Source organism: Oceanibium sediminis, from assembly GCF_003265325.1.
Taxonomy (GTDB): domain Bacteria; phylum Pseudomonadota; class Alphaproteobacteria; order Rhodobacterales; family Rhodobacteraceae; genus Halovulum; species Halovulum sediminis.
This window is the reverse complement of sequence record NZ_QGNX01000022.1, coordinates 1-20,237: the sequence shown is the minus strand read 5'-3', so window position 1 is coordinate 20,237 and position 20,237 is coordinate 1. Positions and strand designations below refer to the sequence as shown.

Here is a 20,237-nt window from a genome sequence, read left to right as displayed (position 1 = left end):
GACCTACGAGGGGGCAGACCCGCCGGAAGGGGCTGGGGACAAGGACACCCTCACCATCGGAAGCCGGCCTTCGGTGCATCCCGGTGGCCCGCGCATCACCCGCGCGCCAATTATAATCGAGGATGCCGACAAGCTTTGAGTGGTTGGCCGAATGAGGGGCCATGCCGTGGGCTTTCCAGCGCGTCCACCAGACGAAGAACCCGCGTTGTGGCCTACATTGGCAAGAAAGATCCGGATGGCGAATGGCCGACATGCGGACGAAGCCGCCCTTGGACCGAGGCTCCCTCTCAGGGGAGCATGAAAACCAGGTAGTTATGCCGATACTGCGCAACGCTTGGCCTGTTCTGTCAGGTTGCGGTGCAGGAAAACATTTTGGCTTCCAGCGGCATCACCATGTCGGTCGGGCCGAATGTCACGGTCAACGCTCGAAGCACGGCGGCGGTGACCGCCTCAGGATCGACACCCCTCCGACTCCTGATTTCATCGATCAGGGGATTGCCGAAGACGAGGCCTCTGGCGAAACCTTCCGGGTTTGTGATCTTCTTCTTCAACCGGATCGTCTTATGCGTAACCTTTTGCCACCCGGCATTCTTCAGGTCCTCGCGTACTTTCTCAGGGTTCCCGTAGTGGAACGGCACCTTGTAAAAGCCCGGCGGTTCCCCGGGAAAGAACTGTGCGGGGACTGCGTAGGCGATCTGTGAGTACGGGTTCTCTTGCATCGCACTAAAGACATTGAAGACAAAGCGACCACCAGGCTTCAAGATGCGCGCTGCTTCACGGAAGGCAGTTGGCTTGTCGGGAAAAAACATTACGCCGAACTGGCATACCAAGAGGTCAAACGTCGCATCGTCGAACGTTAGATCCATTGCGTCCGCGACGGCAAAATCAACGGCTTCACCTTCGGCGAACTTGCTCTGTGCGACAGCAAGCATCGGGGCGTTCAGATCCGTCACGAGAAGTGAGACCTCAGGAGGCAGTCGATCCCGAAGTTTTCGGCTTACGATGCCGGTACCGGCGGCCAGCTCCAGGACATTCGTCGGCGTTCCGTCGCAACAGGCACGAGATAGCTCCTCGGCGAAATCCAAAAAGAGATTTGGCCCAAGGCCGACATCGTAATGCTCCGGAATATCTCCTACGAACTCGGCTGCGTTTTCCGACAACTTGGTGCTCCTGGCCAGCCAGAACAATGCATAGACCGCATCCTATCATGTATTGCACGAATGGCCAAAACGGGCTCAAAGCGGAAATCCATGTCCAGGCCAAGAAACCAGCGTCGACTGCAACGCTACACTATTCCCAACGAGTATCGTACAGATCTGCGCAACCAACGTTACGCAGGTGTGTACACCCGATGGCAGCAGCCCGATTTGTCGCCTACGAGCGGGTCTCCACGGCCCGGCAAGGCAAGTCGGGGCTGGGACTGGAGGCACAGCGCAAGGCCATCGACGCCTTCGCCAGACAGCGCGGCGCCACAGTCCTCGCCCGCTTCACCGAGGTCGAGAGCGGTCGCAAGGCGGACCGGCCGCAGCTGCAGGCGGCGCTGACCCACTCGCGGCTCACGGGCGCAACCCTAGTCATCGCCAAGCTTGACCGGCTGAGCCGGAACGCGGCGTTTCTTCTGACGCTCCGCGACAGCGGCGTCCGCTTCATCGCCTGCGACATGCCCGAGGCGAACGACCTGACCGTCGGCATCATGGCTCTCGTCGCCCAGCAGGAGCGCGAGGCGATCTCTCGGCGGACCAGAGAGGCGCTGGCGGCGGCCAAGGCGCGAGGCGTGAAGCTGGGCAACCCGAACGGGGCCGCGGCGCTCAGGCGGGCGGGCGAGGGCGGTGTGGCGCTCCGAAAGGCTGTGGCCGGGAATGCCGACGCCTTCGCGGAAGAGCTGAAACCGGTGGTCGAGGACATCCGGACGAGCGGCATCACCAGCTTGCGGGGAATGGCTGCAGAGCTCAACGCCAGAGGGATCGTCACCCGCCGCAACAGGCGGTGGCATGTGTCGAATGTAAAGAATTTGCTTGGGCGGCTGGCAGAAATGGGTCGGGAAGTGGATTGATCGACGTCGCCGCTTTTGCCGAGCGGCGTCGTCTCTTCCCGGGTTAAGGGACAGCGTTAATGTCCTAGCAAAAACTGGTATGAATAGGTTTGACATCATCCTTTTTCCCTTTCGATCTTCCGCGCAGAACGCGACTACGAACTAGAAGGCGATAGAAATGAAGTTCAGGCAACTCGAAGCCTTTCGCTGTGTGATGGCCGTTGGCTCCATGAAGGCGGCGGCGGCGGCGATGCACATCACGCAGCCGGCGGTCAGCCGGTTGATCGCGGATCTGGAAACGCACCTCGGATTCCGGGTTTTCGACCGTCAGAAGGGAACGTTGAAACCGACCAAGGAGGGCTTGCAGTTCTTCGAGCACGTGGAAGAGCAGTTCCATGGTCTCGACATGCTGGAAAACGTCGCCCAGCAGATCCGTGACAACGAGGCCAGCCTGCGGATTGTGGCGACCCATGCGCTATCGGCGACGCTTATTCCGCCAGCGCTCCGGCGGTTTCGCAAACGCTATCCGGAATGCCGTGTCGTGCTGCATTCCCATCGCCTGGTGCAGGTGATCGTCCGGTTGCAGAGCATGGCCGCAGATATCGCCGTGGCCGCACAGCTTCCTGCTGTATCCAACGTCCGGATACGCTCCCTGGGGACGGCGCGACAGGTCTGCGCTCTTCCTCCGGGCCATGCGCTGTGCGCCAAGTCAGTCATCCGCCCGGAGGACCTTGAGGGAGAGGACATCGTTTCGATCCTGCCCGATGGACCGGCAAAATGGGACCGGCCTGCGGACCTGCTCCATGGGGAGGGCGTGCGTTTTCACCAGCCATTGCAAATCGATACCTCGCTCGCCGCTTACGCGGTGGTCCGTGAAGGGCTGGCTGTCGCTGTGATCGAGCCATTTGCGGCGCGGTTCTGGCAGACGCAGGGAGTCGAGATCCGGCCTTTCCTGCCTGCTGTCGAAAGCCGGATCGTCTCAGCCACGGTTACGCGTAGCAGCTTTCGGCCGGAACTCGAATATTTCGAGAAATGCCTGATGGAAGAGGCCCTGCGCTGCCCGGAGTTGCATCAGTCGTAGAGCAGGTTTGGAAGCCAGGTCACCAGGGCGGGGAACACGTAGAGGATCGCGACGCCGACACAGAGCAGGACGAAGAAGGGGAATGCGGCGATGGCAACCCGGCTCAACGGCGCCCCGGTGAGGCTTTGCAGCAGGTAGAGGTTGAAACCTACTGGCGGAGTAATCTGCCCCAGTTCGATCATCACAACGAGGAAGATGCCGAACCAGATCGGATCAATCCCGCTGGCCAGCACCACGGGCATGGTGATCGGCAGGCTCATCACCGTGATCGAGGTCCCGTCGAGAAATAGCCCGAGAAAGATGTAGAAACATGCCAGCAACAGGATCAATTGCAGGCTTGTGGGGTCAAGGGCGGATATGATTTCCGCGATCGACTGCGGCAGCCGGACATAGCTCATGGCGGACGCCAGCACGGCCGCGCAAACGATCAGCGAGATGATCATGGCCGACATGCGCACCGCGTTCTGCAGGGACACGTAAAGCACCTTAAACGACAGTTGCCCCATAATACCCGTGATGACCACGGTCGCGGCCAGGCCGATTGCCGCTGCCTCGGACGGGGTGGCAAGGCCGGAGTAGATCGCGCCGAGAATGACCGCCATCAGGACGATGATCGGCAGAAGTTTGACGAGTGCCGACAGGTACTCCCCAGCGCCACGGGGCGCTTCTTCCTGGGGTGCGACGGCTGGGTTCATCATTGCGCGCGCCGCGATGTAGCTGCTGTAGAGCAGGGCCATCAACAGGCCTGGAATGATGCCGGCGGCAAAGAGGCGGATAATCGAGACTTCGGCCATCACCCCGTAGATGATGAGGATGATCGAGGGCGGAATCATCAGACCCAGCGTGCCTGCACCGGCTAGGGATCCCATGGTCAGAGAGCGGTCATAGCCACGACCGATCAATTCATTCACCGTGATGCGCCCGACCGTGGTGGTGGTCGCAGCCGAAGAGCCGGATACAGCGGCGAAGAGGGTCGAGCCCAGAACCGAGGTATGCAGCAAACGCCCGGGAATCCAGGATACGAAGGGCGAGAGCCCCTCGAAGATCATTCGCGACAGGCGCGTCTGGATCAACAGCTCGCCCATCCAGATGAAGAGCGGGATCGCCGACAGCTCCCACCCCATGCCGTTGCGTGCCACCACAGTGGCGGCAATCGAGCCGATCTTGGCCAGCGGAAATCCGGCGATGATGACCTGAGATACGAGCCCCACCAGCAAAAGCGAAGACATGATCCACAGTCCGCCGCCCAGCGACAGCAGCAGCAGGCCAAAGACGGTAAGCGTAATCTCGATATGGGTCATGGCTCGGCTCTCAATCCAGCGTCTCGGGGGCGGTCAGCGCCTTGGCGATCAGCCCGGTCAGTTGCAGGCAGAAAACGCCCAGTCCAATGATGATGATCGCTTGCGGGATCCAGACCGGCACCTCCAGCACAGAGATGGACGTCGTGCCGCGCTCGTAGTTTCGCATGGCCAGTTTGAACAGGTAGAACAGCAGAAACCCGAAAATGGCGAATGTGAGGGTGGCATTCACGATTTCCACAGCCGCACGTGCGCGCCCTTTCAGGCGGATCAGCAGAAGGTTCAGCCGCAACAGAACCTTGTTGTCCAGCGCGCTCCCCAGGCCGAGGAAGGTCATCGCGGCGACCTCATACCCGACGAATTCGTCCAGAACGAAGGTCGAGGTCTGGAAGACCGCGCGCAGCAGGATTTCCAGCAGAATGTGCAAGGCCATGGCCAGCACGGCAAGCATGGCAAACTGCGCAGAAAGCCATGAGAGCAAGCTGGTCATGCGAACGTATCGGGTCAGGAAGGCGTGCATGGGATCTCCTGTCAGCCTGCCCCCGATGTGGGGGCAGGCGGTTGCCGGTTACTCGGCGGCGCGATAGGCGTCCAGAAGCGCCTTGCCCTGTTCGCCAGACTTGTCCAGCCAATCCTGCATGGCAGCATCGGAGGCGACCTTGAGGGCGTCCATCAACTCGGGCGACACGTCGCGATTTACGCTCACACCCAGTTCGTCAAGATCCTCGTAAGTGCCGCTGAGGCGCTCCTCCAGCTTGCCCCAGATGAACTCCGAAGTGTCGGCTGCGGCCTGCATGATCGCGGCCTGCTCTTCTTCGCTGAGTTGGTCGTAGGACATTGCGCTCATGTGCACCACGTTGACCGGGATCACGTAGTCCAGCGCCGTGTATTCCGGCAGGAAGTCCCCCAGGGAGATGTTGGTCCCACCCTCGGCCGAGGAAATCACGGCATCCAGCGCGTTGGTCGACAGTTGCGGGACGATATCGCCCCAGCTGACCTGAAGCGGGTTTGCGCCTGCGGCCTTGAAGGTCTGGATGGCGGTTACGTCAGGTACACGCACTTTCAGGTCCGCAAGGTCAGCGGGGGTGTTCAGGGCTTCCTTCGTCCAGATCCCCGAGGGCGGCCAGGGCAGGGTGAAGAGATAGATCTGATCTGCATTGCCGAAGATCTCGTTGTAGGCGGGTTTCAGCACGCTTTCCAGCTTCAGCGCCTCGTCCTTCGACGTGGCGAGGAAGGGGAGCGAGGGCATCGAAAACACCGGGTCGATGCCGGACAGCTGGCCGATGTAGGTGTCGGCGATGTCGATGGCGCCGTCGGTGACCGCATCGAAATGGTCGATTGATTTGAAACCGAGAGAGCCGCCGGGGTAATGGTTGATCTCCACCGAGCCGCCGGTCAGTTCGGCCACGCGCTCAATGAAGAATTCGTCGGCGACGGCGGCAAAGGTCGACGCCTGGTATTCGTTCGCCAGGTTCAGCGTTGTTTGCGCCTGCGCGGTCCCTGCAAGGCAGATAGCGGCAATTGCGCCGATCAGGGGGGTTCTTGTAAAAGTCATGGGGTCTTTTCTCCCGTTAAGCTGTTTCTATTGTTGGGTGATCTGAGTTCTGGTTCTGCGCATGGCATTCCCGCAGGCTGCGCTCCATCCGCAGCGCTGCGCGGGCCGGTTCGGTCAGGGTGTCCTGCGCCAAAGCCACGCGCTCCGCATCGTAGTGCCCAGCGACATCGAGCAGGTTTACCGTCGCCTCCAGTTTGCCGTCCAATGTGATCGGCAGGTTGAGAACGGAGGCGCACCCCAGCGAAGCGATCAGTTCGTGATCGGCAAACACGGCCTGCAGCCCGCTTGCATCGTTTGCCACGAAGGGGCGCTGTTGGCGTACCGCGGTATCATACCAAAGGTTGTCCTTCAGCGGGATGATTCCGGAAACCGGGTAGCTTGCCGGTTCACTGGAATAGATGCGCTGGCCGGCGCGGGTGTCGTCGACAAGCTCCATGATCGTGAAGAGCCGTGCGCCGATGACGGTTTGCGAAAGCGCTTGAAGGGCACGATAGGCATCGCCAGGGGCCTGCGCCGCACTCACGGCCTGGCCAAAGCGGTCGAGCGCACTGTCCGCGGCGGTGGCCGCGCCACATAGATCGCGCAGCAGGGCGCGCGCCGCCGTGCGGGTTTGGCTGATGACCCCGGCGCGCCATTCGGGATTTGCGCAGACCAGGGCGGTATACAGTTGCTTCTTGATATCGGCCCGTTGGGCTTCCGTCGCCTCGTGATAGCGCAGCCAGGTGTCGCCGCGCAGCGCATCGACCACGCGGCGGAAATCCCGCGTGCCGAATTCGATGATCACTTTCAGGGGCAGCTGCTCGGTCGGAACCCGGTCGGCCAGATCGCAGACGCAGCCCCCGATCCCGGACCATTCGGCGCCCTCAACGGCCGCGCGGTCAAGCCGGATCAACTCTCCCCAGCCCTTGGGGCCTACGCCTGTGTGGATGTCCAGGATCGCCAGTCGCGTGGCGCCTTTCGCATGGGTTTCCAGCAGCGATTGCAGGGTTTGCACCGTCCAACTCACGCTGCGCCCGCCATAGAACAAGCCGTCGGGATGATCGTATTGGCCGCGCAGCACCTCCTGCGTCAGTACCCGCATGCCGTTCTGCTCGATGAAGGCCGCAAGCTGCTGCTCGGCGGCATCGCGCACCGGCCCTTCCCAGTCCTGAGGGCACAGGGCCGCGTGCAGCTGATCATAGGCTTCATTGCGCGGGGTCTGGTCGAGCCGGGCGCGGACGTTGCGATTGGGGTCGACGTTGTTTTCGTCTGTCCGGGACAGGTGCGCGCAACCGTAGGGGTTCACGCCGTGGATCAGTACGATGGCGGTGTGTTCCGGGCACTCGTCCGGCAGGCGGTGCAACAGGTCCTGTTGTGCGATCGCGCCCGCTTCCAGCTCCGTTCCATGTACGCCGCTCAGAACAAACAGCACTTGCTTCGCATCGGGCGCCCCGATCCGGGCAACGTCTACGCCATACGCCATCGTGTCGCTGGACAGTGGGTGTGACACGTTGGTGAGCTGCCAACCCTGCTCCTCGGCTGCCATGCGGAACGCGGTGCGGCAACGGGTGTAGAGCGCGTAGTATTCTCGGGTCGTGGGTGTCACGGCAGGCCTCCTTAAGTGGCGATATGTCTCGCGGAGGCGCGCGTTCAGAGCAACTCATATTAAGTTAAGAGGTATGCCGAAAGGTTATGTGCGTCGCGAGCGAGGACCCCGACAAAGAAGACGGGTCTTGTCAGAGGAACATGGATTGAGGCGGGCAGGGCGGTCACGTAGCGTTTCCGGATGACGAAACGCTCGCCCTTCCGTTACTTCAAGACCAGCCCCGAAGTCATCCGGCTAGCCGTGATGATGTATATCCGGTTCCCGCTTTCGCTGCGGAATGTCGAGGATCTGCTGCACGAGCGGGGCATCGATATCTGCCACGAGACTGTCCGGTTTTAGTGGCATCGGTTCGGCCCGATCTTCGCCTCGGAGATCCGAAAACGTCGGGTCGAGGGCCTGCGCATAAGCCACTCGCGGTGGCACTTGGATGAGATGTTCGTGAAGATCAACGGCGAGCACCACTATCTGTGGCGGGCCGTCGATCACGAGGGCGAGGTTCTTGAGAGCTTCGTAACGAAGAAGCGAGACAAGAAAGCAGCATTGAAATTCTTGAAGAAATCTCTGAAGCGGCACGGCGCAGCCGATGAGTTCGTCACTGACCGCCTGCGCTCTTATGGTGCCGCCCTGGGTGATCTCGGTATCCGTGAGCGCCAGAAGACCGGCAGGTGGATGAACAACAGGGCGGAAAATTCACACTTACCATTCCGACGACGTGAGCGCGCGATGCTCCGCTTCCGGCGCTTGCGAACGCTGCAAGAGTTCGCCTCCGATCACGATGAAGGGGCACGGCAGGCCGCATGTGTTCGTGACCGATTTGCTCCGCTCGTATGGCGCCGCGCTGAAGGAAATCGGTGCGGCAGATCGGCAGGAAACCGGCCGCTGGGCAAGCAATCGCGCCGAGAATTCACACCTGCCATTCCGACGACGAGAGCGGGCCATGCAACGGTTTCGCAGGATGCGAAGTTTGCAGATGTTCGCCTCCGTCCACGCTTCGGTCCACAATCATATCAACCAGAAACGTCACCTCTACTCCCGACGGAATTTAATGCTCAACCGCGCCGCCGCCCTCACCGAGTGGCGCCAGCTTTGTTCCGCATAAGTTCCGGCAGTTCGGCGAATACTGAGACCGGTTAGAATCGGTCTGACAGCATCCAATCCAGCTTTCCCTCTCCCCCATTCTTCAGTGGCCATATACGTCAGCCCGCTCCGCTGTACGTAGCAGACGGAACTTGGCCTCCGCGATGCGGCGAATGGCGTCCTGACCGGCCGCGAGCGCGTCGAAGATGTTGCCGCCGTCCTGCGCCGCGGCGGCGAGCGCTGAGAGATAGTCGCGCCGTAGTTCTGTGGCGAAGTTCATCTTGGCAAAGCCAGCATCGACGCATTGGGTGAGGACCTCATCCTCTAGCCCGGTGCCGCCATGCAGAACCAGTGGCGGGGGGGAGTATTTGTTGATCTCAGCGATCAAGCCGAAATCGATATTCGGCGGCGTCTCATAGAAGCCGTGCGCCGTGCCCACGGCCACCGCCAGCGCGTCGGGCCGCACGCCTTCGAGAAAGCGCGCCACGGTGTCGGCATCCACCTTGCCGGCTTCCTCCTCGGACACGACGAGACCATCCTCGACACCGGCAATCCGGCCCAACTCGGCCTCCACGCCGGCATCGGATTCTGCGCAGAATTCCATGACCGCGCGGGTCGCGACGATGTTGTCCTTCAGCGGCCGGGCGGAGGCGTCGATCATCAGTCCGGTGCAGCCCGCGCGCAGGGCGCGCCCGATCTGGGGTAGGGACTCCGAATGGCACTGTCAGATCGATCACGCTTGAGCCGGCAGCAGCGCTTCCGTAGCGTTCCGGGATGACGAGATCCAACCCGTTCAAGGGCTTCCAGAGCAGCCCCGAGATCATCCGCCTTGCGGTGATGATGTATGTCCGATTTCCGCTGTCGCTGAGGAATGTCGAAGACCTGCTGCACGAGCGCGGCATCGATATCAGCCACGAGACCATCCGGTTCTGGTGGAACAGGTTTGGCCCGATGTTCGCGGCAGAGATCCGACGCAAACGTATTGATCGGATGCGGGCATTTTCGAACTGGCGCTGGCACGTCGACGAGGTCTTCGTGAAGGTAAACGGCGAGCGCCACTATCTATGGCGGGCGGTCGACCACGAAGGCGAGGTGCTCGAAGCTGTCGTCACCAAGCGTCGCAACAAGAAAGCAGCTCTGAAATTCCTCAGGAAACTGATGAAGCGCTATGGTCGCCCGGAAGAGATCGTGACGGACCGGTTACCTTCCTATCGGGCGGCGTTGCGCGACATCGGCGCCACAGATCTGCAGTCCGTCGGCCGCTGGCTGAACAACAGGGGCGAGAACTCACATCTGCCGCTCCGACGAAGAGAGCGGGCGATGCTTCGATTCCGACGCATGCGAAGTCTGCAGGTCTTCGCCGCCGTTCACTCCTCTGTCCACAACCACTTCAACCAGGAACGCAGCCTCTCGAGCAGGGACAATTTCAAGCTAAACCGCGCCGCCGGTCTCGAGGAATGGCGTCAACTCGGCGCGGCCTGAAATCTTGTCCCCAGGCGCAAACAGAGACTGGTTCGAATCCGTCTGACAGCTCCATCTTGCCGCTCGTCCCGTACCTCGACACGCTGCGGTGGGTGTTCATCGCCGTGGCTCTCGGCGGGATCGCGGTCACGATCTACGCCCGGCTCGATGACTGGAAGTGGGGCACTGGCAGTATGATCGGGCCGAAAATTCACACCTGCCGTCTCGATGACGAGAGCGGGCAATGCTTCGGTTTCGGCGCATGCGAAGTCTACCGGAGTTCGTCGCCGTCCATGTCGCAGTTTACAACCATTTCAACCAGGAACGCAGCCTCTCCAGCCGGGACATTTTCAAGACAAACCGCAGCGTCGCTCTCGCCGAGTGGCGGCAACTTGGTGTAGTCTAGCCGGACGCGCTCCTGATTTTCAGAGTCTGGTTCGCATTGGTCTGACAGCACCTCATTATCTGTCGCCCAAACAGACGAAGCAATTTACCTCGCCGTTTCGCGAAGGCGCTCGACATCAATATGAATCAAGTCCATCAGGTTATTTGGTTCGCTGCGGAATCGAACTGCTAATGTGGCCGTCGCCTGACCATTGCCGCCTTCATCGAGATACCGCTTCTGCCAGCGCCAGACCTTCGGCTTCGACATGCCCGTCTGCCGCATGATCTCCACAGTGCCCTGACCGTCCTCCGTCGCCAGCATGATCTCGGCCCGCCAGACCAGATTGCGCGGCGGGTTGCGGTTGGTGATCAGGGCTTCAAGTTCGGCACGGTCGGCGCGGCCAAGATGAAGGCAGATGTCGGAGCGTCTCATCTGCAGATCATGATAAGATAGAGCAGCATTGGGAGTCCTATGTCCGGCACGGAACACTAGCTGCGATAATTCACCCACATAATTTTGGCGCTTTTCCACCCTGCGTTACGATATCGATGGGGTCGTGAACTCGCAAAACGAAAACTGTCCCCTTCACCAAGCACGTATCGTTTCCCATCGACGAAAAGTTCCATTCCACCTTCCAGTACAACCCCTGCTTCTTCACCTTGGTGGACAAAATCCTCCTCGCTTGAAGAGCCGTCTGGTTCAATCGTCATCAGGTAGATATCCAGATGAGGATCGGTGTTGAATGGCGTAAGCAGCTCCTTGGAAATCCCGGTACGGTTGAGGTCAATTCTCTGGTGGTCCTGTTTGCGTGCCACAACACGATCCGGCGTTGTGTGGTCCAAGCCTTGTTCAAACATGTCCGAGATCGCTACGTTCAGTCCATCTGCGAGCTTAGCGAGGACGCGGACCGACGCGGAGGAAATCCCTCGTTCGATCTGACTGATGAGAGCGATTGATAAGCCCGACCGCTCTGCCAGAGACTTAATGGACATGCTGCGCGCCTGCCGAAGATGCCTTATATGGGCCCCGACAGCATGATCCGCTTTTTCCGTGTGTAGCGAGGCACTCCTTGCCTGCTCTGAGCCGCTGTTCTCACTCATTCCGCTTCCTCAACGAACAATTCTTGCTGCCTGTCAATCAGATGAAAAAATATAGCGCAAATTTCACTCTTAGGCCAGTCAGTGCTTTCAAAGTTCATTTTCTTTGTGGCTGTACGCCTAGTGTCCCAGGAAAGATGCGCAAGCCAAGCAGCGCATACTTGTTTCATGTGATTTCATCAATCCTCATACACCGCACCCAGTGGCCGGGATGTTGCTCGACGAGTTCCGGTGTGCTCGCAGAGCAATCATCCTTGGCGAACGGGCATCTGGTCGAAAAGTGACAACCTTTCGGCGGATCAATCGGGGAAGGCACACCACCTTCGAGGATGATCTCGTCGGCTTGGACCGCTGGGTCAGGCACCAGCACCGCGGACAAGAGTGCTCTCGTGTAGGGATGCAGCCGCCTTGAGTACAATTCGTGGGTGGGCGCAATCTCCACGATGCGACCAAGATACATCACGGCAACTCGATCACACATGTGCTCAACCACACTGAGATCATGCGAGATGAAGAGATAGGACAGACCAAGCTCGTCCTGAAGATCCATCAGCAAATTGATGATCTGCGATTGGATCGAAACATCCAATGCCGAAACAGGTTCGTCACACACGATCAACTTGGGATTCAGGGCCAATGCGCGTGCAATCCCGATGCGTTGCCTTTGACCACCAGAGAATTCATGCGGATAGCGATTGTAGTGTTCGGACTTCAGGCCCACAAGTTCCAACAACTCATGGACACGGCGCTGGCATGAGGCCCGATCACCGTAGGAATGGAGACGCAGAGGCTCAATGAGCATGTTGCCGACGGTCATCCTCGGATTCAGCGACGACATAGGATTTTGAAAAATGATCTGAATCTCTCGCCGAAACCGTCTTAGTTCACTTGCAGACAAGGTCGCAATATCCGTACCTTCAAACAGCAAGGCGCCCTCGGTTGGCGTGTCGAGTCGTACCACATTGCGCCCGAGTGTGGATTTCCCACAGCCGCTTTCACCGACAAGACCCAGCGATTCACCCTTGATGATCGAAAAATCAACGCCATCCACTGCCTTCAATGCGCGCGGGTTTTGTCCAAACCAGCCTCCGTCGACCGAGAAGTGTCGACGCAAACCGCGGACTTCCATGAGAGCTGGCCCCGCGTCGGAGCTTGGGATGGACGGCATGTTTGGATCACTCATTGTTTGCAGTGCAGCCAGCACCGGACTCGCCGCTCGCCTTGCGACGCTTCGTCTTCAACCGGCCTTGCCAGCGGAGGCTCCGATTGATGGCAACGATCATGTACGTCGGGGCAGCGGTCAGAATATCGGCAGCCACGCGGTAGGGCGTTCAGGCTGGGTACGACGCCGCGGATCGTATGCAGCCTCTTCTTTGGACCGGATCGATGGCGTGCGCTAGGGATCGATTTTAACAATCCGACCGTGTAGGGATGAAGTGGACGCGCAAAGAGTTCGTGCACCTTTGCCTCTTCCACGACGACGCCAGCATACATTACGAGAACGCGTTGGGCCATTCGAGCGATGACACCGAGGTCGTGCGTAATGATAACGATCGAGGTCCCGGTTTCATTCTTCAGCCGATCCATCAATTTCAGAATCTGGGCCTGAATGGTTACGTCCAATGCCGTCGTCGGCTCGTCCGCCAACATGATCTTCGGTTGGCACGCAAGTGCCATGGCGATCATTACCCGCTGGCGCATCCCGCCTGAAAGCTGATGCGGATAATTGTCGAACCGCAGCTCCGGAAGAGGGATTCCGACAAGGTCGAGCATCTCGATGGCCTTTTGCCGGGCTGCCTGCCGGCTGACCGGGCGATGCGCCTGTATCGCCTCGCAAAGCTGGAACCCGACGGTGAAGACGGGATTGAGTGACGTCATCGGCTCCTGGAAGATCATCGAGACGACGTCGCCACGAACCGCCTTCATCTGTGCATCGGAAAGTAGGGCAAGGTCTCCGACATCCTCAAGTACAACGGAGCCAGAGGTGATTGTTCCAATGGGTCGCGGGAGCAAGCCCATGATGGACAGGGCCGTCATGCTCTTGCCGCAGCCACTTTCCCCTACAATGCCCAGCGTCTCACCAGCCAGCAGGTCGAAAGAGACATCGTCGACGGCGCGAATGCGCCCCCCCTCGACGCGAAGCTCGGTGGTAAGACCGCTCACTTGCAGCACCGTGCGCCCGGCGTTCTTGGCGGCTGCCGAGGTGCCGGGTGTCTGATCGCTCCGTGTCATCTGTGGGCCAGTCGACATCATTCACCCCAGACCTCTTTGTAGACCCTGAGAAGATTGCCGCGCATCACTTTCTCGATCACCCGCTGGGCGTGACCTCTGCGAGCGAGGGCGTGTACAAGGTTCTGGGCGTCAGCCATGGTTTCGAAGCCGGGTGTCGCCCGGTTTTCATAAGTGTACCAGGGCCCAAGGATCCCGGTCACTTCCGGCCAGATCGGCTCGGGCCCGTAGAGGGCAAGCCAGTCTTCCAGTGTTTTCGTGCCTTCCGACAGATCACCGCCAAAAGCGACATGGTCCTCTCCGACCAGGTTCAGGTAATGCTCGATATGCTTGCAGAAATCGTCCAGGCCCGGCCGGTCGGCGATTTTCAGCAGCGGTGGCCACATGGTCACGCCAACCGTGCCACCTGTCTTTGCAGCCGCAGTTGCCAAGTCGTCGGGAATATTGCGGGGCGATTTCGCCAGAACCGAAGAATTTGAATGGCTGAAGATAACGGGTTGCGAAGACGCGGCAAGCACATCGTGGGCCGTTTCCCGGCCGCAATGCGACAAGTCAATCACCAGCCCGAGCTCATTCATCAGGTCGACCCATTCACGTCCGACATCGGTCAGGCCCGTGTCCGGATTGACGAGTGCGCCACAGCCGAAGCGGTTCGCCGAATTGTAGACCGGTTGAAAGATGCGCATTCCGATGGCCTCGTAGACACGCAAGAGCTGCGGTTCGCGATCCAGGAAGCTTGAGTCCTGGGTTCCAATGATGATGCCCAGCTTGCCGTCTGACTCCGCTTGCTCTATCTCGGCCACCGAACGGACGATCGTGACAATGTCGCTCTCGGCTTCGACGATCCTGAAAAGTTCGGCCAGACTGTCCAGGCTCCCGTCGACAGTCGTGTCCGGACGGGTGGCGGTCAGGTTGAAGGCTGCTATGCCGCCCGCCAATGTCCGTTCAAACTGTGCTCTATCCAGTTTCGCGCAGTTCAGCCCGTCGATGATCGAGATGCGGGGCGTCTCGGTACCATTTATTGTCATCACGCCAGTTCCTCATTCGTGGTTGAGTTGAGGGTCAAGCGCGTCTCGCAACTCGTCCCCAAGGATGTTGAAGGTCAGGATAATGATACCGATGGCTAGGCCCGGAAAAAACGCCACCCACCATGCAAGTGAGATGTAGTTCCGGCCATCTGAAATCATGCCCCCCCAAGTTGGAGTCGGAGGCTGAACCCCCAGACCAAGGAAGCTGAGCGTAGCTTCAAGCAGGATCATCCTTGCCAGTTCGAAACTGGCATATACGATGATTGCGGACAAAATATTTGGCATGATGTGATATGCCATGATCCGCCAACTTCCGGCTCCGATTGCGCGTGCCGCGTCGACATATTCAAGCCCTCTAACCGAGAGGACGGCTCCGCGCACAATGCGCGCCATTCGCGGCCAACCGGACAAACCCATGATAATGATTAGGTTGGTAAGTGATGGGCCAACCACGGCAACGACCGCTATCACGAGCAGAATGACCGGAAAGGCCAACTGCATGTCGATGAGCCGCAGGATGACGGAGTCGATACGACCACCATAAAACCCTGCAGCTACGCCTGCTGCAATTCCGGCAATCGTCGATACCGCTACCGCAAGCAGGCTCACCAAGAGAGTAATCCGAGCCCCATAAATGATCCGACTCAATGTGTCGCGACCAAGATGGTCAGTGCCCAGAAAATATCCTTCCCTGCCCCCGTCCATAAAGGAGGGAGGTTTGAGGCGGAGCAGCAAAGACTGCTCGTAGGGATCATGGGGCGCGAACATGCCCGGCACCAAGGCACAAATGATGGCGATGATGAGCAGGGTGCCACACACGAGCACGGGCTTCTTGCGCCGCAGCCTCGTCGTGACCAAATGGAATTGGCTTTTCCTGACGGCCCTTTCAGGACCATTTACAGTATCGGTCATGCTCAATCCCTCAACTGTATCTGATGCGCGGGTCTATTGCCGCATAGAGCAGGTCAACGATGAGATTGACGAAAACAAAGATCATCGCGAAAAGCAGCACAACGGCCTGCACAACCGGAAAGTCGCGCGCATAGATTGCCTGCACGGCCAAACGTCCCACACCCGGCCAAGAAAAGACGGTCTCAATTACTACAACTCCGCCGAGCAGGAACCCGACCTGCAAGCCAAGGACAGTCAATACAGGAATAAAGGCGTTGCGGAGCGCATGCAGCCAGACGACACGACTCTCGCCCAACCCCTTTGCACGTGCCGTCCGGATGTAGTCCTGGCCGAGAACGTCCAACATGCAAGAGCGCGTCACCCTCGCAATTAGAGCGACAAGCTGAAACGAAAGCGTTATTGCCGGAAGCACGAGATGCCACCAGGTACCCCGACCACTCGACGGAAACCATCCCAACCAGACCGAGAAGACGATGATCGACAATATGCCGAGATAGAATGAGGGCATTGCCTGCCCCAGCAGGGATATCCCACGGACGCTTATATCAACTGGTGTATTTCGTTTATAGGCAGCTACAACGCCTGTCGGTATGCCAATCAATATCGCAAGTGCCATTGCTGCCACCGCCAACTCAAGAGTTGCACCCATCCGGTCCATCACAAGGCTCATGGCTGGTTCATGAAATCGTAGAGAGTCCCCAAAGTCGCCGCGCATCGCATTGACGACGAAGCTGCCAAATTGGGTTAGGAGCGGTTGATCCAGCCCATAGTTTCGCCGAAATGCTTCTCTCGCGGAGTCGGTTGCATCAGGGGGCAGGAGCAGATCCGTCGGATCACCGCTCAAACGGGTCAACATGAACGAGATCACGAGAATGCCAATTGCTACAGGGATCGTCAGGACGAGCCTTCGTATGAAGTATCTCAGCATTCCAGCATGACCTCGTTCATGATTTCAGGCCTTACTCTTCGAGTTCGACATTGTAGAAGAACATCCGCCCATCACCGCGTGGCTCGAGCCCTGTGATCCGCGCGTCGGTGCCGTAGATGTCGACCCCGCCATACAGGAAGATGATCGGCGCCTGCTCATGCATGAGAGCCATCAGATCACGATAAATTTGGGCCCGGGACTCAGGATCCGCCTCGGTGGCGCCTGCGAGGATCAGTTCGTCCATCTCCTCATTCGCAATCGGGCTGTATCGCCATTCCGAAAGATACTGGGAGGCCTGGAAGCCAGGGTCATCTTGCGGGGCAAGGCCCACGAAATACATCGGAGCCAGCTCCATGGTCCGCAACTGTCGCAAGAACTCACCAGGCTCCAGCATGATCAGATTGGCCGTAACCCCAACTTCGGCAAGCATTCCGGCAACCGCCTCGCAAACCTCGCGGTCCTGTGCGTAACGTCCAGACGGACACTTGAAGTCGATTTCGAACCCATCAGGATAGCCGGCTTCCGCCAGCATAGCGCGCGCCCGCTCGGGATCGTATCCATAGTCGCCCAAGTCAGGATTGTAGCCGGGTTGAGGCTCTCGTAGCACTTGACCGTTGAGCGGGATTGCCCTGCCGAAGAAGAGCGCATCGATGATCAGCTGCGAGTCCACGGCATAATTCAATGCCTGCCTTACGGCGACGTCCTGCAAAGGGCTCTCGTGTTGTTCCTGTGACGCAAGGCCGATCTGATAGATCCTGTAGCTGGGAACGGTGATCAGCGAGACGCTGTCGTCATTCTCAAGTGTCGGAATCGACGACACCGGGAGATCCTTTACAATCTGAAACTCTCCGGTCTGCAGCCCGGCCAACCTCGCCGCGTCCTCCGGCACTGGTCGCCAGACCAGTTCCGTAATCCCGTCGGGCGCATCTCCCCAATAGTCAGCGTTTGCCGACATCACCAGGCGATCGTCCCGCGTCCAGCTCTCGAAAACAAAAGGCCCAGTTCCGATAGGCTGCTGACCATAGGCTTCAAGCCCGACCTCGTTCCAGTGGCTCGGTGGCACCACCGAGATCTGGCTCAGCGCGAGCATGAAGGCCGGAAATGTGTCGGAGAGCGTAATCCGGACCGTAAGATCGTCGACTTTCTCAACCGACTCGAACAGGTCCGACACTCTCGCATAGGCCGGCGTCTGCTCCTCGTCCATGAAGATTTCAATCGAGTGCACGACCGCATCTGCGTTCATCGGCTCGCCATTCGTGAAGGAGACCCCCTCACGAAGGGTGAGCAGCGCTTCGGTGTCCGAAACCATTTCGACAACTGTTGCCAAAAGGGGCTCGATCTCGCCAGACGCCGGGTTCTGCCAGAACAGCGACTCGACGATAGCCGAACCCGCGTTCAGGTTGTCCGACGCTGTCGTGCCATTCGGCCAGAGCGTTTGGGGATCGAAGTTCTGGGCGATATTGACGGTTTCGGCATAGGCCGCGCCCGCCCCGAGCGCCATGGTTGACAGCAACGCTGCGGTCGCCGTCCTACTCAGCATTGATCCAATCATTTCGTGTCCTTTCCTAGTGAGGCTGCTGCCCACCGCGTTGTAAAGGCTGCCATTTCCCCGAAGTTACCTGGGCTGGCTTGGGCTGACTTGGTGTCGCATGATCGGATACTGCCAGCCATTTTATGAATTTACAAACGAAATTTTCACAGATACCGTCAAGACTGTTCGGCACGTTCAGAAATCGCCGTGTATTTGCTCATGGACATCTGAGTTGACAGAATCTGACCAAAAAACAGGCGCCGTGCCAAACGAAATCGACAGTCCTGACCAGGGCCTTGACCGTCGAGTCGGTGAACAAATCAGAATGATCCGCGAGATTCGTGGACTGTCGCTCAGGTCTCTCGCTGCTCTTGCCGGCATCTCATCCGGCCTGCTTAGTCAGATTGAAAAGGGTCAATCCTCTGCTTCGGTCAAAACCCTTCAGTTCATTGCGAAGAGCTTGTGCGTCGAGCTGGGCGACTTTTTCGCTCCCTTGAAGGGCATACCTCCGGCGGCTGGAGCGGTGGTATTTCGACGTGGCCAGCGTCGTTGCGAGCGACTCTCCGGCAGCGAGGCAGTTGTTGAATGGGTGACGCCGCCGTCCGATGGCGACAGGCTGGGCCTGCATCTTTTGCATCTGTCCCCGAACGCAATCTTCTCCTGTGAAGCCATCCAAGGTGGAGGCGTGCAAGCAGGCTACATCATGGCCGGTGGGATAGAGCTCGAATTGCCACATCAATCCTATCTGCTTGGTCTGCACGACACCTTTAGATTCCTGGGCTCTCGACGGTTTCAGCTGCGAAATGCGGGCGGCAGGACTGCCAAGATACTATGGGCGCGTTTTCAAAACGCCCCACCACCACCGCCACCACCCCTCACCGAATATCATGAAGTCGATCACTGAAAGAAAGAGAACCCGAACGATGACAAAGCAATGGACCCTCGACGGCTTGAACTGTGCCAACGTTAATCGCGAGCAGATGGAAAAGACGCTGCAAGGCAATGTGCACGCAATCAACTGCACATCGGTTCGCCCCTATGCCAGCCTCGCCGACAGTCTCGTACAGCTGGAGACCGTCCGCGCTACGGTAGCTGAAATGGACGACGTTGCACTTATCGCGCGCAGCGTTGCCGACATTGAGAACGCCGTCCGTACGAACAGGGTGGGCGTCATTCTCGGCACCCAAGATTCTACGATGATCGAAGAGGATATCTCTCTTCTGGCATCCATGAGGGAGCTCGGCGTGCGTATTCTTCAGCCCAACTACAACAAGCCGAACAGGTTTGCTTGTGGCGCACCTCAGACCGGTCCTGAAGACACCGGTATGACCAGCGCCGGCGCTGACTGGCTGGAGGAGATGCACCGGCTGAAACTCGTCGTGGATCTGTCCCATTGTGGTCACAGCAGTACGACTGATTTCATCACAGCGTCTCGTGGTCGGCCACTGATAGCGAGCCATGCGAATGCCTATGAGGTCTGCCCAAGCCCACGCAATAAGACCGATGACCACCTCAGAGGTATCGCTGAAACCGGCGGGCTCACTGGGGCGGTCATGTGGACGCCAGCAATTCGCCACGACCAACGGCCAGATATGGATGACTACGTTAATCATGTTGACCATATGGTGAAAGTAGCCGGAATTGAACATGTTGGATTCGCCTCGGACACGACAGAGTCGCCCGCCACGGGTCCAGAAGTCTGGGACCGTACTTTTGGACCCAATGGAACCAACCAAAATATAACCGGCATTCTCGGCGACTGGTTTGTCTATGAAGATCGCCTTAACAAAGACTACCAATCGCTTTCCCACACTCCGCGTGTCTGGCAAGGCCTTGAACAACGTGGCTACAACGAGGACGCCATCGAGAAGATCATGCGCGGAAATTGGCTGCGCGTTTTGAAGGATATTTGGGGTGAATGAACGTGTGAGCGCCGGACGTGTCGGGTGATCGGCCTCGCGCGGAGCTCCCTGCAATACCGGCCGACCCCGAGAGACGATGATGCGCTGCGGTTGGCGATAATCCGGCTGGCGAAGCA

17 protein-coding genes and 6 pseudogenes are annotated in these 20,237 nt (G+C 58.9%); 9 read left to right on the top strand and 14 right to left on the bottom strand.

Annotated features, from left to right (window positions below; all coding sequences use genetic code 11):
• Window positions 1–347: 347 nt before the first annotated feature.
• A complete protein-coding gene (locus tag DJ029_RS20740) occupies window positions 348–1,160 on the bottom strand; it encodes a class I SAM-dependent methyltransferase (RefSeq protein ID WP_112324384.1) in 813 nt (270 codons plus the stop codon).
• Window positions 1,161–1,351: 191 nt separating this feature from the next.
• Here DJ029_RS20740 and DJ029_RS20735 point away from each other — a divergent pair, with 191 nt between their 5' ends.
• Window positions 1,352–2,053: a recombinase family protein gene (locus tag DJ029_RS20735; RefSeq protein ID WP_112324382.1), complete on the top strand. Its 702-nt coding sequence runs from the start codon at window positions 1,352–1,354 to the stop codon at window positions 2,051–2,053.
• Window positions 2,054–2,210: 157 nt separating this feature from the next.
• Window positions 2,211–3,113 (top strand): LysR family transcriptional regulator, encoded by a 903-nt coding sequence (locus DJ029_RS20730; protein ID WP_112324381.1) that lies wholly within the window; start codon window positions 2,211–2,213, stop codon window positions 3,111–3,113.
• Here DJ029_RS20730 and DJ029_RS20725 read toward each other — a convergent pair.
• From DJ029_RS20725 to DJ029_RS20710, 4 genes are read right to left on the bottom strand one after another with little or no spacing between them, the layout of a single operon-like run.
• Window positions 3,104–4,414, bottom strand: a complete 1,311-nt coding sequence (locus DJ029_RS20725; protein ID WP_112324380.1) for a TRAP transporter large permease — start codon at window positions 4,412–4,414, stop codon at window positions 3,104–3,106. The two genes, DJ029_RS20730 and DJ029_RS20725, sit on opposite strands and share 10 nt — an antisense overlap.
• A 10-nt stretch (window positions 4,415–4,424) precedes the next feature.
• Window positions 4,425–4,931 carry a TRAP transporter small permease subunit gene (locus DJ029_RS20720; protein WP_112324379.1) on the bottom strand — a complete coding sequence of 169 codons (507 nt, stop codon included), beginning with the start codon at window positions 4,929–4,931 and terminating at the stop codon, window positions 4,425–4,427.
• 48 nt (window positions 4,932–4,979) lie between these two features.
• Entirely contained in the window at window positions 4,980–5,966 is a 987-nt protein-coding gene (locus DJ029_RS20715; protein WP_112324378.1) for a TRAP transporter substrate-binding protein, read from the bottom strand.
• A gap of 16 nt (window positions 5,967–5,982) precedes the next feature.
• The gene (locus DJ029_RS20710; protein WP_112324377.1) at window positions 5,983–7,551 is read right to left on the bottom strand and encodes a DUF2817 domain-containing protein; all 1,569 of its coding nucleotides are present in this window, start codon (window positions 7,549–7,551) and stop codon (window positions 5,983–5,985) included.
• Between the two features lie 180 nt (window positions 7,552–7,731).
• On the opposite strand from DJ029_RS20710, the pseudogene DJ029_RS20705 reads away from it, so the two are divergent.
• A pseudogene (locus DJ029_RS20705) lies at window positions 7,732–8,325 on the top strand (IS6 family transposase); the annotation flags it as partial.
• Window positions 8,324–8,650: pseudogene (locus tag DJ029_RS20700) on the top strand (DDE-type integrase/transposase/recombinase); the annotation flags it as partial. The pseudogenes DJ029_RS20705 and DJ029_RS20700, both read left to right, overlap by 2 nt.
• Window positions 8,651–8,731: 81 nt before the next feature.
• On the opposite strand, the pseudogene DJ029_RS20695 reads toward DJ029_RS20700, so the two are convergent.
• Window positions 8,732–9,334 (bottom strand): annotated as a pseudogene (locus DJ029_RS20695) (class II fructose-bisphosphate aldolase); the annotation flags it as partial.
• Between the two features lie 68 nt (window positions 9,335–9,402).
• Here DJ029_RS20695 and DJ029_RS20690 point away from each other — a divergent pair.
• The 3 genes and pseudogenes from DJ029_RS20690 to DJ029_RS22270 all read left to right on the top strand — a co-directional run.
• The gene (locus DJ029_RS20690) at window positions 9,403–10,110 is read left to right on the top strand and encodes an IS6 family transposase (RefSeq protein ID WP_112324375.1); all 708 of its coding nucleotides are present in this window, start codon (window positions 9,403–9,405) and stop codon (window positions 10,108–10,110) included.
• 41 nt (window positions 10,111–10,151) lie between these two features.
• Window positions 10,152–10,274, top strand: a pseudogene (locus DJ029_RS22495) (YcbK family protein); the annotation flags it as partial.
• Window positions 10,271–10,495: pseudogene (locus DJ029_RS22270) on the top strand (IS6 family transposase); the annotation flags it as partial. The pseudogenes DJ029_RS22495 and DJ029_RS22270, both read left to right, overlap by 4 nt.
• A 186-nt stretch (window positions 10,496–10,681) precedes the next feature.
• Here DJ029_RS22270 and DJ029_RS20675 read toward each other — a convergent pair.
• From DJ029_RS20675 to DJ029_RS20640, 8 genes and pseudogenes are all read right to left on the bottom strand, one after another.
• A pseudogene (locus DJ029_RS20675) lies at window positions 10,682–10,906 on the bottom strand (helix-turn-helix domain-containing protein); the annotation flags it as partial.
• 56 nt (window positions 10,907–10,962) lie between these two features.
• Complete coding sequence (locus DJ029_RS20670; RefSeq protein ID WP_112324374.1) at window positions 10,963–11,574, bottom strand: cupin domain-containing protein; 612 nt, start codon at window positions 11,572–11,574, stop codon at window positions 10,963–10,965.
• Window positions 11,575–11,737: 163 nt separating this feature from the next.
• Window positions 11,738–12,775, bottom strand: coding sequence for an ABC transporter ATP-binding protein (locus tag DJ029_RS20665; protein WP_308861298.1), 1,038 nt, complete (start codon window positions 12,773–12,775; stop codon window positions 11,738–11,740).
• Window positions 12,751–13,824, bottom strand: coding sequence for an ABC transporter ATP-binding protein (locus tag DJ029_RS20660; RefSeq protein ID WP_232823165.1), 1,074 nt, complete (start codon window positions 13,822–13,824; stop codon window positions 12,751–12,753). The genes DJ029_RS20665 and DJ029_RS20660 overlap by 25 nt, the downstream gene beginning before the upstream one ends.
• A complete protein-coding gene (locus tag DJ029_RS20655) occupies window positions 13,821–14,828 on the bottom strand; it encodes a dipeptidase (RefSeq protein ID WP_112324372.1) in 1,008 nt (335 codons plus the stop codon). Before DJ029_RS20655 ends, DJ029_RS20660 begins: the two co-directional genes overlap by 4 nt.
• Window positions 14,829–14,840: 12 nt before the next feature.
• Complete coding sequence (locus tag DJ029_RS20650; protein WP_112324371.1) at window positions 14,841–15,740, bottom strand: ABC transporter permease; 900 nt, start codon at window positions 15,738–15,740, stop codon at window positions 14,841–14,843.
• 10 nt (window positions 15,741–15,750) lie between these two features.
• Window positions 15,751–16,668: an ABC transporter permease gene (locus DJ029_RS20645; protein ID WP_112324370.1), complete on the bottom strand. Its 918-nt coding sequence runs from the start codon at window positions 16,666–16,668 to the stop codon at window positions 15,751–15,753.
• 31 nt (window positions 16,669–16,699) lie between these two features.
• Entirely contained in the window at window positions 16,700–18,220 is a 1,521-nt protein-coding gene (locus tag DJ029_RS20640) for an ABC transporter substrate-binding protein (protein ID WP_112324369.1), read from the bottom strand.
• Between the two features lie 211 nt (window positions 18,221–18,431).
• On the opposite strand from DJ029_RS20640, the gene DJ029_RS20635 reads away from it, so the two are divergent.
• Together DJ029_RS20635 and DJ029_RS20630 are read left to right on the top strand one after the other, a co-directional pair.
• A complete protein-coding gene (locus DJ029_RS20635; RefSeq protein WP_198671224.1) occupies window positions 18,432–19,103 on the top strand; it encodes a helix-turn-helix domain-containing protein in 672 nt (223 codons plus the stop codon).
• A 19-nt stretch (window positions 19,104–19,122) separates the two neighbouring features.
• Window positions 19,123–20,121, top strand: coding sequence for a dipeptidase (locus DJ029_RS20630; RefSeq protein ID WP_157966474.1), 999 nt, complete (start codon window positions 19,123–19,125; stop codon window positions 20,119–20,121).
• Window positions 20,122–20,237 lie beyond the last annotated feature (116 nt).